At 52.7% G+C, this 16709-nt stretch carries 12 protein-coding genes; 7 read left to right on the forward strand and 5 right to left on the reverse strand.

The genetic code is table 11. The features are described 5' to 3' along the window. Nucleotides 1–180: 180 nt before the first annotated feature. Nucleotides 181–1776 carry an ABC-F family ATPase gene (locus MNO13_RS07495; protein ID WP_064545022.1) on the forward strand — a complete coding sequence of 532 codons (1596 nt, stop codon included), beginning with the start codon at nucleotides 181–183 and terminating at the stop codon, nucleotides 1774–1776. A gap of 136 nt (nucleotides 1777–1912) precedes the next feature. Here MNO13_RS07495 and MNO13_RS07500 read toward each other — a convergent pair whose 3' ends face one another. Both MNO13_RS07500 and MNO13_RS07505 read right to left on the reverse strand, forming a co-directional pair. Continuing rightward, entirely contained in the window at nucleotides 1913–4276 is a 2364-nt protein-coding gene (locus MNO13_RS07500) for a glycoside hydrolase family 31 protein (protein ID WP_241939698.1), read from the reverse strand. Between the two features lie 17 nt (nucleotides 4277–4293). Beyond that, entirely contained in the window at nucleotides 4294–5595 is a 1302-nt protein-coding gene (locus MNO13_RS07505) for an MFS transporter (protein WP_241939699.1), read from the reverse strand. Nucleotides 5596–5891: 296 nt separating this feature from the next. Here MNO13_RS07505 and MNO13_RS07510 point away from each other — a divergent pair, with 296 nt between their 5' ends. Next, entirely contained in the window at nucleotides 5892–6965 is a 1074-nt protein-coding gene (locus MNO13_RS07510) for a LacI family DNA-binding transcriptional regulator (protein WP_133521925.1), read from the forward strand. Here MNO13_RS07510 and moeB read toward each other — a convergent pair. Beyond that, nucleotides 6953–7714 (reverse strand): molybdopterin-synthase adenylyltransferase MoeB, encoded by a 762-nt coding sequence (gene moeB / locus MNO13_RS07515; protein ID WP_241939700.1) that lies wholly within the window; start codon nucleotides 7712–7714, stop codon nucleotides 6953–6955. The genes MNO13_RS07510 and moeB overlap by 13 nt on opposite strands. Before the next feature lie 2 nt (nucleotides 7715–7716). Next, on the reverse strand, nucleotides 7717–8949 hold the full coding sequence (gene moeA, locus MNO13_RS07520; RefSeq protein ID WP_241939701.1) for a molybdopterin molybdotransferase MoeA: 1233 nt from the start codon (nucleotides 8947–8949) through the stop codon (nucleotides 7717–7719). Between the two features lie 256 nt (nucleotides 8950–9205). On the opposite strand from moeA, the gene iaaA reads away from it, so the two are divergent. From iaaA to gsiD, 5 genes are all read left to right on the forward strand, one after another. Continuing rightward, nucleotides 9206–10159, forward strand: coding sequence for a beta-aspartyl-peptidase (gene iaaA / locus MNO13_RS07525; protein WP_133521922.1), 954 nt, complete (start codon nucleotides 9206–9208; stop codon nucleotides 10157–10159). Beyond that, entirely contained in the window at nucleotides 10159–12009 is a 1851-nt protein-coding gene (gene gsiA / locus MNO13_RS07530; protein WP_133521921.1) for a glutathione ABC transporter ATP-binding protein GsiA, read from the forward strand. Before iaaA ends, gsiA begins: the two co-directional genes overlap by 1 nt. Before the next feature lie 31 nt (nucleotides 12010–12040). After that, entirely contained in the window at nucleotides 12041–13582 is a 1542-nt protein-coding gene (gene gsiB, locus MNO13_RS07535; protein WP_241939702.1) for a glutathione ABC transporter substrate-binding protein GsiB, read from the forward strand. 114 nt (nucleotides 13583–13696) lie between these two features. Beyond that, nucleotides 13697–14617 carry a glutathione ABC transporter permease GsiC gene (gene gsiC / locus MNO13_RS07540; RefSeq protein ID WP_064545050.1) on the forward strand — a complete coding sequence of 307 codons (921 nt, stop codon included), beginning with the start codon at nucleotides 13697–13699 and terminating at the stop codon, nucleotides 14615–14617. A 2-nt stretch (nucleotides 14618–14619) separates the two neighbouring features. Next, the gene (gene gsiD / locus MNO13_RS07545) at nucleotides 14620–15531 is read left to right on the forward strand and encodes a glutathione ABC transporter permease GsiD (RefSeq protein ID WP_064545052.1); all 912 of its coding nucleotides are present in this window, start codon (nucleotides 14620–14622) and stop codon (nucleotides 15529–15531) included. Here the strand turns inward: gsiD and MNO13_RS07550 are convergent. Continuing rightward, nucleotides 15528–16532, reverse strand: coding sequence for a LacI family DNA-binding transcriptional regulator (locus tag MNO13_RS07550; protein WP_064545054.1), 1005 nt, complete (start codon nucleotides 16530–16532; stop codon nucleotides 15528–15530). The two genes, gsiD and MNO13_RS07550, sit on opposite strands and share 4 nt — an antisense overlap. Nucleotides 16533–16709 lie beyond the last annotated feature (177 nt).

The following is a 16709-nucleotide window of genomic DNA, read 5'->3' on the forward strand; positions in this document are numbered from 1 at the left end:
GTTTAGCCGCGCATTATATGTGCATTCTCGCGACCAGGGAAATCAGATGTGGATTAAATCACATTTTTTTCCATATTGATTATTTTATCGCCAGTGAACAAGCAGGGCGATCTGCACATTGAGTTATGGCATAATGTGCCGGATCTCACATCTTAAAACTTCTTTTACCAGGACATCTCTGTGCTAGTTTCCAGCAACGTCACAATGCAGTTCGGCAGTAAGCCGCTGTTTGAAAATATTTCTGTCAAATTTGGCGGCGGCAACCGTTACGGCTTGATCGGCGCTAACGGTAGCGGCAAGTCTACCTTTATGAAGATCCTCGGTGGCGATTTAGAGCCAACGCTGGGTAACGTTTCACTTGATCCGAACGAACGCCTCGGTAAGTTGCGTCAGGATCAATTCGCCTTTGAAAAATTCACCGTGCTCGACACGGTAATCATGGGCCACGCTGAACTCTGGGAAGTAAAAGAAGAGCGCGACCGCATTTACGCGTTACCAGAGATGAGCGAAGAAGACGGCTACAAAGTGGCTGACCTGGAAGTGTTGTACGGCGAAATGGACGGTTACACCGCTGAAGCACGCGCGGGTGAACTGCTGTTAGGTGTCGGCATTCCTGTAGAACAACATTACGGCCCGATGAGCGAAGTTGCTCCAGGCTGGAAACTGCGTGTGTTGCTGGCGCAGGCACTGTTCTCAAACCCAGAAATTCTGCTGCTTGATGAACCGACGAACAACCTGGACATCGACACCATTCGTTGGCTGGAAACCGTGCTGAACGAACGTAACAGCACCATGATCATCATTTCGCACGACCGTCACTTCCTGAACATGGTGTGTACTCACATGGCGGATCTGGACTACGGCGAACTGCGTGTTTATCCAGGCAACTACGACGAATACATGACGGCAGCAACACAAGTGCGTGAACGCCTGTTGTCTGATAACGCGAAGAAAAAAGCGCAGATTGCAGACCTGCAATCCTTCGTTAGCCGTTTTAGTGCCAACGCCTCTAAATCTCGCCAGGCGACTTCTCGTGCGCGTCAGATTGATAAAATCAAACTCGACGAAGTTAAAGCATCCAGCCGTCAGAACCCGTTCATTCGCTTCGAGCAGGACAAGAAACTGTTCCGTAATGCGCTTGAAGTTGAAGCTATGTCTAAAGGCTTTGATAACGGCCCACTGTTCAAAGGCGTTAACATGCTGCTGGAAGTGGGTGAAAAACTGGCGATTCTGGGTACCAACGGCGTGGGTAAAACCACTCTGCTTAAAACCCTGGTTGCTGAACTGACTCCAGACGCAGGTACTGTGAAGTGGTCTGAGAATGTGCAAATCGGCTATTACGCGCAGGATCACGAATACGAATTCGAAAATGACCTGACGGTGTTCGACTGGATGAGCCAGTGGATGCAGGAAGGCGACGACGAGCAAGCGGTGCGCAGCATTCTTGGCCGTCTGCTGTTCAGCCAGGATGACATCAAAAAGCCTGCTAAAGTGCTTTCCGGTGGTGAAAAAGGCCGCATGTTGTTTGGTAAGTTAATGATGGAACGCCCGAACGTTCTGGTGATGGATGAACCTACCAACCACCTGGATATGGAATCTATCGAGTCGCTGAACATGGCGCTGGAAATGTACCCAGGCACGCTGATCTTCGTTTCTCACGACCGTGAGTTTGTTAGCTCGCTGGCAACGCGTGTGATTGAGATTACCCCAGAGCGTGTGATTGACTTTACCGGCGGGTACGAAGATTACCTGCGCAGTAAAGGCATTGACGGTTAATTTAGTTTTGTAGGGTGGATAAGCGCTAGCGTCATCCACCATTTGCACCTGATTGTCGGATGACGCTGCGCTTATCCGACCTACGAAATAGCTTCGTCAGCAGTTTTAAACCGCCTTTCGGCGGTTTTTTTATATCTTAAATCTTCAATAAATCCTGCTCAACGCCATCAACAACCAAACGGCGTTTTTCCCCAGCAGGAAGCGTCAACTTCATCTCGCTCCATGCCGGTTGATAATCCCCTTTACGGCTAAACGACACATGAACCTCATCCGCTGTGCAGCGAATTTCCCAGCTCAGCCACAACGCATTACCTTGCTGATAACCCCATGACTCGCCGTCGTCTTCAAACAGGCTGCCGTGTGAAACGCCTGTCCCTTGCAACGGATACACTTTCAACTCGCGCACATTATCAGCGCTCGCTAACACATGCGTAATGCGTGCAGAGTGCGGCAGGGCAGCACCGGCGCGTACCAGCAGCGGCAGGCGTTCTAGCGGAGCATCAACCACAATTGTCTGGCCGCCGCTATACCACTGGCCGGTGTAGTAATCGTACCAACCCGCGCCGTTTTCTGGCAGCCAGATTTCGCGCTCGCGTTGGCCTTCTTCCACCACACTTGCGACCAGCAAATCACGGCCCAGCATAAAGTCATCACACTCTTCGAAGGTTTTCGCGTCGTGCTCATGATCAAGGAAGGTGGAGCGCAGCATCGGTTCGTCGTCAGCATGGGCTTGCCACAGCAGCGTGTAGAAATACGGTAGCAGGCGATAGCGTGTTTCAATCGCGCTACGGATTGCCGGAGTCACACTTGCGTACATCCACGGCTCGTTGACAGTCTGGTCATCATTCCATGAGTGAATGGTGAAGCGCGGGTGCATCACGCCATTTTGTACCCAACGGACAAACAGCTCGGCATCTGGTTTGTCGCCAGAGAAACCGCCGACGTCATGCCCGACGTTATACAAACCTGACAGGCTCATGCCCACGCCCATACGAGTGTTGTAGCGCAGCGTATTCCAGTTGGTGCGGTTATCGCCGCTCCAGGTTTGCACGTAACGCTGCATCCCGGCGCAACCTGAACGCGAAATCAAATACGGGCGTTTTTCCGGTGCAAAGGCTTGTTGTGCTTCGAGTGAGGCACGCATCATCAACAGCGGCATGACTGGGCGAATATTTTTGATGGCGATTTCCTGGCCAAAGCCGTAGCAACGTGCTTCGCCATCCCACACTTCGTATTCGTTGTTATCGTTCCAGGTGGAGTCGATACCCATTTCCAGCAGTTGCGTAGTGACGCCGTTTTGCCACCATTTGACCGTTGCCGGGTTGGTGAAATCGAGGTGTGAACCTTCATCGTCCCAGAAGATCGAGCGTTCCGGGCTATCTTGCTCGGAATCTTTAATAAACAGACCTTGCTCAACCACTTCCTGATAACGAGGATGATCCTGCAACAGGCACGGCTTAATGTTCGCCGCCAGTTTGATGCCCGCATCGTGGAATGCCTGGCTCATCACTTTTGGTTGCGGCACTTTGTCGTAGTTCCAGTTGAACACATAACGCTTGTTTTTGATGGAAGTGTAGCCCGATGACAACTGGAACGAATCGCATGGGATCGCGTGTTCGTCGCACAGTTTTATAAAGCTCATCAGCTGGTTTTGCGCATCCGGTGCGTCGGTGTAATGCATGGTTGAACCGCTGTAGCCGAGGCTCCATTTCGGGCCAAACAGCGTTTTACCGGTCAGGCGCACAAACGCTTTGGTGACGTCTAAAACCTGCGGGCCGAGGAACAGGTAATAATCGACATCGCCTGATTCTGCCTGCCAGCGGCGGTAGGGCAGGTGGTAGTTGTCGATTTCGTTACCCAAATCCAGCCAGCAGCAGCTCAGGTTGTCGTAAAACATCCCGAAGCTCACGTCCGGGCGGCGCGTAATGGTAAACGGAATATGTTTGTACAGCGGATCGGTAGACTCCGCGTTATAGCCCATTGCGTCGAGGTTGCGCATTTCATAACGCTTACCGGTGCGCTGCAACGGGCCAGCTTTTTCGCCCAGGCCGTAATAACGTTCTTCTTTGAAGCGGCGCTGATAATGCGCCACGCCATCGCCATGGGCGTTCAGCAGATAAGCGCTGGTTGGGCGGTCGCTTGCCAGCAATTGCCACTGGGAATCCTGATTCAGATATTCCCACTCCAGCCACAGCGGCTGGTGAACAGTGACGCGCAGTTTATCGGTGCTGATGCGCAGAGTGTCATCTAATTCTTCTACCGTGAAACCAGGCAGAGCGAAACCTTGCAGGCTTTCACGGTCGCGGCCTTCCCACGGCACATCACTTTCTGGCGCAATGCTCCAGGTGCGGTTCAGTGCCAGTTTGTTTTCGCGCTTAATTAGCACGCGGAACATGCCTTGCTCCAGCACGAACAAATTCAGGCGATGTTTGCCATCCACGCTTAACTCCACGTGGTGGGCATCAGATTTTAATAGTGTCCAGGTTTTCAACGTTTTCATCGTTCACAATCCATCTATCAGGCGCGCTTAGTGCGGCGTTCAGCAATAAAAGAAACCAGGAATACAGCGCCAATCAGGTCAAAGAAGCCCATGGCGATAAACAGCGGGTTGTAGCCAATTTTGTCGGCGGTGACGCCAATCAACAGTGAGAATAAGAAGCTGGCGATCCAGGCCGCAGAACCGCGCATGCCGTTGACCGTCGCCATCTGGCCTTTATCAAAGGAGTCCACAACCAGCGCACTCAACATGCAGGAAATAATCTGGTGCCCGAAGCCACCAATCGAAATCAATGCAATGGCGACGTACGGATCTTTAGTGATGGCAACCAGTGCCAGCGAGATCATCAGGAAAGCCCCGGTCACCGAACTGGCGACGATGGAGTTGGTGCGTGAGTAACCAAACCAGCGGGTATAAAGCTTGGTCAGATAGCCACTTGCCACGCTGCCGAGGTCGGCGGCGAGGAACGGCAGCCAGGCGAACATGGCAATTTGTTTGAGATCCATTCCACGTTCGTTTGCCAGATACAGCGGAACCCAGAAGCTCAACACTGCCCATGCCGGTTCGGCCATAAAAGCAGGGATAGCAATACCGTAGAAACGCTTGTTTTTGCCGACGGTTTTCAGTGCAGTCAGGAAAGGCAGTTTCACCGCAGCAGGTTCGTTATCTTGTTTGATGAACTCCAGTTCTTCTTTGCTGAGGTTCGGGTGCTGTTCCGGGTTGTGATAGAACATCCACCACAAAATAACCCACAACATGGCTAACACGCCGGTGAACATAAACGCGCCCTGCCAGCCGAAAGAGGCATGCGCAAAATAGACAATTGGCGGTGCCAGCATGGCACCAATCGAGAAACCAACGCCTGCCCAACCCGCAGCAATAGGGCGCTCTTTTTTCGGGAACCATTCGCCAATCGTTTTGGCGTTAGCTGGGGTTGCCGCAGCTTCAGCACCTCCCATAAAGAAGCGCAAAATAGCCAGATGCAGCCAGCTTCCGGCACCTGCGTGCATGATGCACACTACCGCCCAAAGACCTGCGCAAATTAAGAAGCCCAGCTTGAGGCCGATTACGTCAATCAGCCAGCCACAAATTGGTTGGAAGAGGGTATAAGCAAGCTGGAATGAAGCGACAATCCAGGAATATTGTTCAGTGGTAATACCAAGACTGGTTTTCAGCTCTGGAGCCAAAATACCCAGTGAGTTCCGGGTAATGTAGTTAACGGTAACGCCTAACAAGAACAGCACCAGAACCCACCAACGCAGGTTGCGGATGGTGCGCCTGCCCTTTACGGCAGTGACACCCGGATTAATGCCATGACTCATGTCGTTCTCCACGAAGCAGCTGTATCTATCGGAAAAATTTATCCATTCATTGATTGAATAAATTTGTATCTCATTGATTAATAATTATTTTAATGAATGCTTGCCAAGAAATAGCAGGTTCAATCTCGGCAATGGAGAAAGCGTAGAGCAGCAAGAACATTCGCAATAGCGACTTCGGTGCAAAAATTTTCATTTGAAAGCCAATTACGTGCGTTCGATAACGAAAAAACCAGTAATAAAGCCCTACAATTTGTCGTGAAAATTTTTTCATTGCCAAAATGGGCATAGATCACATAATGAGTAAAAAGCTAAAAATCACTGAAATTGCAGCAGAAACAGGGCTCTCCATCAGTACGGTTTCCCGCGTGCTGGCCGGGAAATCGAATACCAGCGAACTGGCCCGGCAACAGGTGCTCAACTGCGCCGAGCGAAAAGGCGTGCTTGAGGGCATGGCGGCGGGGCGTATGTTACTTAACAGCCTGGTCGTTTTTGCGCCGCAGCGTGCATTTGATGAGCGATCTGACGTTTTTTATTATCGCGTCACCCAGGGGCTGAGCAAGGCGCTGATACCCCATGAAGTGCGGCTGCGTTACTGCGCGCTGGAAGAAAACGACAGCGACGCCAACATGTTCCTGAGCAAAATGAATGAGCCAGAAACGGAAGCGGCGATCTTACTGGGCATTGACGATCCGCACATTCACGATCTGGCAGTCGATCTCGGTAAGCCTTGCGTGTTGATCAACTGCCGTGACCGCAAAATGCGTTTGCCGGGAGTGGCACCGGATCACCAGTTAATTGGCGACTTTGCCGCGAGTTATCTGTTTGAACAGGGCCATAAAGAGATCGTCACTTTGCTGTGCTTACGGCGCTATACCATGGAGTTGCGTCTTGCCGGTATTCGCGACGCCTGGGAGGCCAGCAACCTGCAATTTGATGACGCACGCCACCTGATTACCGCGCAAAGTTTCAGCTCCAAAGAGAGTGAAAAGTTAATCAGCGAATTTCTGGAAAACACGCCGCGCCAGCAGTTACCCACGGCTTTTTTGGTGGGTGGTGATTTTATGGCGGCAGGAGTGGTCAGTGCGCTGCAAAACGCGGGTTTGCGCGTACCGCATGATATTTCAGTGATGAGCATCGATGGTTTTAACCTGGCAGCTATCCACGATGTACCGTTAACTTCGGTGCATGTCCCGCGTGACCAGTTGGGTGAGGAAGCGGTGCATATTCTCCAGCAACGTTTAATACGCCCGGATGCGCCAGTGGGGAATTTACTGCTTAACGGCATGCTGGTGGTGCGTGAATCGGTGCGCCGCATTCGCCCACACAAGAGTCACACGGCGGTCAGTAGCGTAGGGCTTTATGACGAGTGAGTGCCGCACACCTCACATTGCGGATTGCGCGGCAGTTTCATCTCGCGGAACTGGCAGGTCATCGCGTCGTACATCACGATTTTCCCGCTGGCCGGCGTGCCGTAATGCGCCAGCAGTTTGATGGCTTCCATCGCTTGTAAAGAACCAATAACGCCGACTAACGGTGCCATCACACCCGCTTCCACACAGGTGAGCGCATTCTCGCCAAACAACCGGCTCAGGCAGCGATAACAGGGTTCACCGTTCTGATAAGTAAAGACGCTGATTTGCCCTTCCATACGAATCGCCGCGCCGGAAACCAGCGGTTTTTTCAGCGTAAAACAACACTGATTGAGCTGATTGCGAATCGCCACGTTATCAGTGCAATCCAGTACCAGATCGTGCTTCGCTACTAACTCCAGCAGCTGCGCTTCATCAAGCAGCGCATTAACCGTATCAATCTGAATATGCGGGTTGATTGCGGCCAGCGCATTGCGCGCAGAGTCGACTTTTAACTGCCCAATTGTGGCATCGCGGTGCAGGGTCTGGCGCTGCAAATTAGACAGCGCCACAGTATCAAAATCTAACAATGTCAGGTGGCCGACACCTGCCGCCGCCAGATACGGCGCGCTGGCGCAACCGAGACCGCCGAGCCCAACAATCAAAACACGCGCGGCTTTCAACGCTTCCTGGCCGTCAAAATCAAAACCACGCAAAATAATTTGCCGGTTGTAGCGCATCATTTCTTGATCGCTCAGTTCAGCGCTCATGGTTAGCCCCCAAACAGATGATTAAATGGCTCAACGTCAACCCAGTCGCCCGCCTCAACGTTACTACGTTCAAGCTCCAGTATGATAAAACAGTTGGCCTGGCTAAATGAGCTGAAAATATGTGAACCCTGATGGCCAGTGCTCAATACTTCTAATTGCCCATCTTCACCGGTACGCATAATGCCACGCTGGAAATCGAGGCGGCCGGGGGATTTTTTCAGGCGGCCGACGGTACGCACACGCTGGCGTGGTGGCAGGGCATTACCTTGCTGGCCGCTTACTTTGGCTAACAGCGGCTGAACCAATTGGTAGAAGGTTAGTGCCGCAGAAACTGGATTACCCGGCAGGCCGCAGAACCAGCTGTTTTTCAGGCGACCAAAGGCAAACGGTTTACCTGGTTTTATTGCCAGTTTCCAGAAACCAACTTCACCGAGTTCTTCAAGCAACTGTTTAGTGTAATCCGCTTCACCGACCGAAACGCCGCCGCTGCTGATCACCACATCGGCCTGGCTGTCAGCTTCGATAAATGCCGCTCGCAGAGTTTCAGGATCATCACGGATAATCCCTAAATCAATGACCTCGCAACCTAATTGCTCAAGCATGATATGCACTGCCAGGCGATTGGTGTCGTAAATTTGCCCTTCGCCAAGCGGAGTGCCTGGCAGTTGCAGTTCATCACCGGTTGAGAACACGGCGACGCGAATCGCGCGTAACACCGCGACTTCGGCGATACCCAGTGAGGCAATTAGAGGTAATTCCGCGGCAGTCAGTTTTTTACCCGCAGGTAGCACGCTCGCGCCCTGGCGAATATCTTCGCCACGCAGGCGAACGTTTTGCCCGTTTTTCACGGCTTCGTTAAAACGCACACCGCTTTCGGTGACGGTGGTTTCTTCCTGCATCACCACCGCGTCGGTACCTGCTGGCACCGGTGCACCGGTCATAATGCGAATGCAGGTTGCCTCCGGCCATTCACCGCTAAAAGGTTGACCAGCGAAAGCTTTTCCCGCCACCGGCAATGCCGTACCTAACGCCAAATCTTTCAGGCGTACCGCGTAGCCATCCATTGCAGAGTTATCAAACCCCGGGACATCAATTGGTGAAGTGACAGGGTGCGAGGTAATGCGCCCGGCAGCCTTCAGCAAAGGGATGGACTCAGATTCGGTGACAGGAACAATACGCGACAACATCTGTTCCATTGCGGTTTCGAGGGGGATAAGACCGGCGGTAAATTCCATGAAAGCTCCTGCAACGCGGGAAAAATATGGCGAACATTATGTCAGAGAAATGCCTGGTGCTGAATGTTCCATTGGGAGTAATCGAATTCGGCATTTTCCTTTACATCACATTTACATCTTTCTATATTCAAAAATCGTCTCATAGCGATTCAATTTATCTGATATTTATAGCTTTCCCTGGTCGGATAAGCGCAGCGTCATCTGACCACACAACGGACTCCGACAATATAACGAACTCTGACAAGGCAATGTCGAAATGAGCAAAGCAGTAATCGCGATTCACGGTGGCGCGGGAGCCATTACTCGTGCACAACTCAGCCCTGAAAAAGAGCTGCTATATATTAAAGCTTTATCGGAAATCGTTGAGGTGGGCCAGTCCGTGCTGGGTGCGGGCGGCAGCGCGTTAGACGCCGTCACCGAAGCGGTGCGCTTGCTCGAAGAATGCCCGTTGTTTAACGCCGGTATCGGCGCCGTCTTTACCCACGACGGCACCCATGAACTGGACGCCTGCATCATGGATGGCAACACCCTCGAAGCGGGTGCCGTGGCGGGTGTCAGCCATATTCGCAACCCCGTTCTGGCAGCGCGCCAGGTGCTGGAACACAGCCCACATGTGCTGTTGATTGGGCGCGGTGCAGAAAACTTTGCACAGCAACAAGGCCTTGAGCCTGTTTCGCCGGACATCTTTTTCACTCAGGAACGCTGGGATCAACTACAACGTGCCCGAACCAGCCAGCAAACCGTGCTTGATCACGATGGTGACGAGCCGATCAATTCAGATACCAAATTTGGCACGGTCGGAGCCGTGGCACTCGATCAATATGGCAATTTGGCCGCCGCAACCTCTACGGGCGGGATGACCAACAAAATGCCAGGCCGCGTAGGCGATTCACCGATTATCGGTGCGGGTTGCTATGCCAATAACGCCAATGTGGCCGTCTCTTGTACCGGAACGGGCGAAGTATTTATGAAAACGCTTGCGGCCTACGATATTGCAGCGTTGATGGAATATGGCGGGCTGAGTCTGCAACAAGCGACAGAACGCGTAGTGATGGAAAAACTTCCGGCGCTGCAAGGCAGTGGCGGGGTGATTGCTATCGATAACGAAGGCAATGTGGCGTTGCCATTTAATAGTGAAGGGATGTACCGCGGCTACGGTTATGTCGGGGACGCCCCAAACGTTGGAATTTATCACAGCCAGGAGCATTGATGCCCCATAGTCACGAACTGCCCGACGACGAAGTGCTGTCTGTTAGCCGACTGAACGTTCGTTTTCGCCAGGAAAATGCCGACACCCAGGCGGTGTCCGATTTGTCGTTTGTGCTAAAGCGCGGCGAAACACTGGCGATTGTCGGGGAGTCCGGCTCTGGGAAATCAGTCACAGCGCTAGCCTTAATGCGCCTGCTGGAAAAGACCGCGAGCATTGTTGAAAGCGAAAAAATTTTGCTGCGTCGCCGCAACGGTGAGGTGATTGAACCGGCGACGCTGAGTACATCGCAAATGCGCCATGTGCGCGGCGCGGATATCGCCATGATATTCCAGGAGCCGATGACGTCGCTCAACCCGGTATTTCCGGTGGGTGAACAAATTGCCGAATCTATCCGCCTGCATCAGGGGCTGGATAAACAGGCGGCGATGGAAGAGGCCAGGCGCATGCTCGAACGGGTACGCATTCCGGAAGCAAAAGCTATTTTGGGGCGTTATCCGCATCAGCTTTCTGGTGGCATGCGCCAACGCGTGATGATAGCGATGGCACTCTCTTGTCGTCCGGCGGTGCTGATTGCCGATGAACCGACCACCGCGCTGGACGTGACGATTCAGGCGCAAATCCTCCAGCTTATCCGCGTGCTGCAAGATGAAATGCATATGGGCGTGATATTTATCACCCACGATATGGGCGTGGTGGCCGATATGGCCGACCGCGTGCTGGTAATGTATCGAGGCGTGGCCGTCGAAACAGGCAGCGTGGAACAGATCTTTAACGCGCCTGTTCATCCTTACACCAAAACGCTATTGGCTGCGGTGCCGCGTCTTGGCGCGATGAATGGCCGTGATTTACCGCGCAAATTCCCGCTGGTGAATCCAGAACATCCTGACCGTACAGAACCTGAAACCGAACAAGACACTATTACGCCTGGCGCGGTGCCGGTGCTGCAAGTGCGCGACCTGGTTACGCGTTTTGATATTCGCAGTGGCATTTTCAACCGCGTCACCAGTCGCGTATACGCAGTAGAAAAAGTGAGTTTTGACTTATGGCCTGGCGAAACGCTGGGGCTGGTGGGAGAGTCAGGCAGTGGCAAATCCACCACCGGACGGGCGCTGTTGCGGCTGGTAGAAACTCAGGGTGGCAGCATTCATTTCAACGGCCAACGTATCGACACGCTCTCCAATGCCGACATGCAGCATGTGCGCAAAGACATCCAGTTTATTTTCCAGGATCCTTATGCCTCGCTCGACCCGCGTCTGACGGTGGGTTATTCGATTATGGAACCGTTGCTGGTTCATAACGTGATGTCCACAGCGCAGGCGCAACAACGCGTGGCGTGGTTACTCGAACGCGTGGGATTGCAGCCCGAACATGCGTGGCGTTATCCCCATGAGTTTTCCGGCGGCCAGCGACAGCGTATCTGCATTGCGCGCGCACTGGCACTCAATCCGAAAGTGGTGATTGCCGATGAGTCTGTCTCGGCACTGGATGTCTCTATTCGTGCGCAAATCATCAACTTGCTACTCGATTTACAGCGTGAGTTTGGCATCGCCTTTTTGTTTATTTCCCATGACATGGCGGTAGTTGAGCGCATTTGTCATCGCGTGGCGGTGATGTATCTCGGGCAAATTGTCGAAATCGGCCCGCGTCGCGCGGTGTTTGAAAACCCGCAGCACCCGTATACCCGCAAACTCATGGCTGCTGTACCGGTTGCCGACCCCGCGCACCGTCGGCCTAAACCTGTTTTGCTTTCCGATGACATCCCCAGTAGCACGCACAAACTGGGGTTTGAACCGCATGTTGCAACGCTTGTGAATGTTGGACCAGGGCACTTTGTTGCCCGGTCACAGTGATATTTTTGGCAGGGATAATCAGGAGAACTTCATGACCGCATTAAAAAGTACCAAGTGGCTAGTGGCCGCAGGTCTGGCAACCAGCGTGATTGCCGCTCCGGCATTCGCTGCAAAAGATGTCGTTGTTGCTGTGGCATCCAATTTCACCACGCTTGACCCGTATGATGCCAACGATACGCTGTCGCAGGCGGTGGCAAAGTCGTTTTATCAGGGGCTATTTGGTCTGGATAAAGAGATGAAACTGCAAAACGTGCTGGCAGAAAGCTATACCGTTTCTGACGACGGGCTGGTTTACACCATCAAACTGCACTCGGGGGTTAAATTCCAGGATGGCACCGATTTCAACGCCGAAGCGGTGAAGGCCAACCTTGATCGCGCCAGCAATCCGGAAAACCACCTCAAGCGCTACAACCTGTATAAAGCGATTGCTAAGACCGAAGCGGTTGACGCCAGTACGGTAAAAATCACCCTCAAACAGCCATTCTCGGCGTTTATCAATATTCTGGCCCATCCGGCAACGGCGATGATTTCCCCGACGGCACTGAAAAAATATGGCAAAGAGATTGGTTTCCATCCGGTCGGCACTGGCCCATATCAACTGGACACCTGGAACCAGACCGATTTTGTGAAGGTCAAGAAGTTCGACGGTTACTGGAAACAGGGTTTACCTAAACTCGACACCATCACCTGGCGCCCGGTGGTGGATAACAATACCCGCGCGGCCATGCTGCAAACCGGCGAGGCGCAATTTGCCTTCCCAATTCCTTACGAACAGGCAGGGGTGCTTGCGAAAAACGACAAGCTGGAACTGGTGGCTTCGCCTTCCATCATGCAGCGTTACCTCAGCATGAACGTGACGCAAAAGCCGTTTGATAACCCGAAGGTGCGTGAAGCTATTAACTATGCGATTAACCGCCAGGCGCTGGTGAAAGTGGCATTTGCGGGTTATGCGACCCCTGCCGAAGGCGTGGTACCGCCATCTATCGATTTCGCACAAATTTACAAACCGTGGCCGTATGACCCGGCCAAAGCGCGTGCATTGCTGAAAGAAGCAGGCTATCCGAACGGTTTCGAAACCACTTTGTGGTCGTCTCATAACCACAGTACCGCGCAGAAAGTGTTGCAGTTCACTCAGCAGCAACTGGCGCAAGTGGGCATCAAAGTGAAGGTTACCGCGATGGATGCCGGGCAACGAGCTGCTGAAGTGGAAGGCAAAGGGCAAAAAGAGAGCGGCGTGAGAATGTTCTACACCGGTTGGTCGGCCTCGACTGGCGAAGCTGACTGGGCATTGTCGCCGTTGTTTGCCTCATCTAACTGGCCACCAACGCTGTTTAACACCGCGTTCTACAGCAATCCGCAAGTGGATAAAGACCTGACGGACGCGCTGAAAACCACCAACCGTGATGAAAAAGCGAAACTGTATAAAGACGCGCAGGACACTATCTGGAAGGAAAATCCGTGGGTGCCACTGGTGGTTGAAAAACTGGTTTCTGCGCACAGCAAAAACCTCAGCGGTTTTTATGTGATGCCGGATGCCGGGTTTAGTTTTGATGATGCGGATTTGAAAGAGTGATGATTTTGGTGGCGTGTTTTCACCCTCAGCCCGACCCTCTCCCTGAGGGAGAGGGGGAACGACAGGCGATCCAATCCCCTCTCCTGGGGGAGAGGGTTAGGGTGAGGGGGGACAATGTTTAACTATTTCCTCAAACGCCTACTGGGCCTGATCCCCACATTGCTGATTGTCGCGGTGCTGGTGTTTCTTTTCGTCCATATGCTGCCAGGTGACCCGGCGCGGTTAATCGCCGGGCCTGATGCAGACGCCACCGTTATCGATATGGTGCGCAAACAGTTAGGCCTGGATTTACCGCTGTGGCAGCAATTCTTACACTATATCGGCAACATTTTGCAGGGCGATTTTGGCATCTCGATGGTGTCGCGCCGTCCGGTTTCCGAAGAGATCGCCAGCCGTTTTATGCCAACATTCTGGCTCACGCTCACCAGCATGGGGTGGGCGGTCATTTTCGGGCTGTTCACTGGCATTATTTCTGCCGTCTGGCGTAATCGCTGGCCGGACAGACTGAGCATGACGATTGCGGTTTCCGGTATCTCTTTCCCGGCCTTCGCACTCGGCATGCTGCTGATGCAGGTTTTCTCCGTAGAACTGGGCTGGTTGCCGACGGTAGGGGCCGATAGCTGGCAGCACTACATTCTGCCGTCTGTCACGCTTGGCGCGGCAGTGGCGGCAGTGATGGCTCGTTTCACCCGTGCTTCCTTCGTCGATGTGCTGCAAGAAGATTACATGCGTACCGCGCGTGCTAAAGGGGTCAGCGAAACACTGATAGTTCTCAAACATGGGCTACGCAACGCGATGATCCCCGTGATTACCATGATGGGGTTACAGTTTGGCTTCCTGCTCGGTGGCTCAATTGTGGTCGAAAAAGTGTTTAACTGGCCGGGGCTTGGGCGCTTGCTGGTGGATTCGGTCGAGATGCGCGACTACCCGGTGATTCAGGCGGAAGTGTTGCTGTTCTCGCTGGAATTTATTGTCATCAACTTAGTGGTGGATTTGCTGTATGCCGCCATTAACCCAGCTATCAGGTACAAGTAAGGATGCGACTCTTTAACTGGCGACGCCAGGCGGTACTGAACGCGATGCCGATAGTTCGGCCCAATCAAGTGCGCACCCCGTGGCACGAATTTCTGCGCCGTTTGCGCAAGCAGCCGGTGGCGATGTTTGCCGGGGCTTTCGTGCTGTTTTTGGTTGCTATCGCGCTTATCGCGCCGTGGATTTCTCCGTTCGATGCGGAAAACTATTTTGATTACGACCGGCTCAACGAAGGGCCGTCGATAGTGCACTGGTTTGGCGTAGATTCGTTAGGGCGCGATATTTTCAGCCGCGTGCTGGTGGGCGCGCAAATCTCGCTGGCGGCAGGGGTATTCTCGGTGTTGATCGGCGCGGTAATTGGCACCGTTTGCGGCCTGCTGGCGGGATATTACGAAGGCTGGTGGGATCGCGTCATTATGCGTATTTGTGACGTGTTGTTCGCCTTCCCTGGGATCTTACTGGCGATTGCAGTAGTGGCAGTAATGGGTACCGGCATGTCGAACGTGATAATCGCGGTGGCGATTTTTAGTATTCCTGCTTTTGCCCGCCTGGTGCGCGGCAATACGCTGGTGCTAAAACACCAAACCTTTATTGAATCGGCACGCAGTATTGGCGCCTCGGATGCGACGATTATCTTCCGCCATATTTTACCGGGCACGGTTTCGTCGATAGTGGTCTATTTCACCATGCGTATTGGCACATCGATCATTTCCGCGGCGAGCCTGTCGTTCTTAGGGTTAGGCGCACAGCCACCAACACCAGAGTGGGGCGCGATGTTAAACGAAGCACGCGCCGATATGGTGATTGCCCCACATGTGGCAATTTTCCCGAGTCTGGCGATTTTCCTGACGGTGCTGGCGTTTAATTTATTGGGAGATGGGCTGCGCGACGCGCTGGATCCCAAGATAAAAGGTTAACCCATTTTGTGTTCCCGTCGGGTGACAAGGCATAACTCTGGTAAGGAATGCACCGGAGGTTGTTCGCCCTGCATGGCATTGAGAATAGCGGTTGCCAAATCTTCACCTATCACCCTGAAAGGGACGTCAAAACCCGTAGGTTTTATCGGCAGAAATGATGAGATATCGCTGCTAAAAACTCCGGCAAAGAACGGGTAGTGACAGCGCTGTTGCCGGGTATAAAAGCTTGCTCCTAGCATCTGTAAGTCGCTAAGAAAGATGATGTAATCAGGAGGGATGGGGAGCTGGTGGAAATAACGCAGCGCCTCGAAACCGGACGCCTCACTGATTTCACCCTGGAAGAGATATTCTTCATTCACTTTCAGGTTTTGCTGGCGTAAGGCTTCGCGCCAGGCCTGCGTGAAGATTGCTCCCTGCGCACTCGATTTTTCCAACGTGACCAGCGCAATATTTTGATATCCCGCCATTTTTCCCTGTTGCACCGCTTCTTTTGCTACCGTGGCAAAATCCAGATCTACCCAGTTGAATTGGCCATTCAGGGTAGAGCTGCGTCCAAGCGTGGCAAACGGGAAATTATTTTTATGCAAATACTCAATACGAGGATCGTTGATTTGAGTGTTGGTCAGTATGACGGCGTCGGCTTTGCGTTGCTCAACAATTTTTTGTAGCCACAGTTTTTCATCTGCATCGTCCAGTGCCAGGTGCAGGATGGTGTCGATATCCTGCTGGCGCAGGCGGGTTTGCAGACCCGCAGCAACGCGCATGAAAAAAGAGGCCGTGTAGAAGTTGTCCCGTTCACCCGATGGTAGCAGGAGCGCAACGGTGTTGACCTTACCCTTGCGCAGATTTCTGCCCGCAGCATTGGGCCGATAACCATAGAAATTTGCCGCCTCAAGTACGCGCTTTTGCGTTGCCATACTGACTTCAGGGTGGCTATTCAGTGCCCTTGAAACGGTGGCAATGGAGAGATCCAGTATTTTTGCCAACTCTTTGATATTCATCTATTCCTTTTCCCACACATGGACGATTACGCCATATCTATATTTTACTCTGCTAAGTTTTACCATTTGCGATGACTGCCGCATAAATATATCACGGTTGACCTGGGGATATTTGAATAATAAACACGAGATCACAACTCTCAGATCCTTTTACTTATTGGGCTAGTTCCTTCATTG

Source organism: Buttiauxella ferragutiae (genome assembly GCF_022637515.1).
GTDB classification, from domain to species: Bacteria; Pseudomonadota; Gammaproteobacteria; order Enterobacterales; family Enterobacteriaceae; genus Buttiauxella; species Buttiauxella ferragutiae.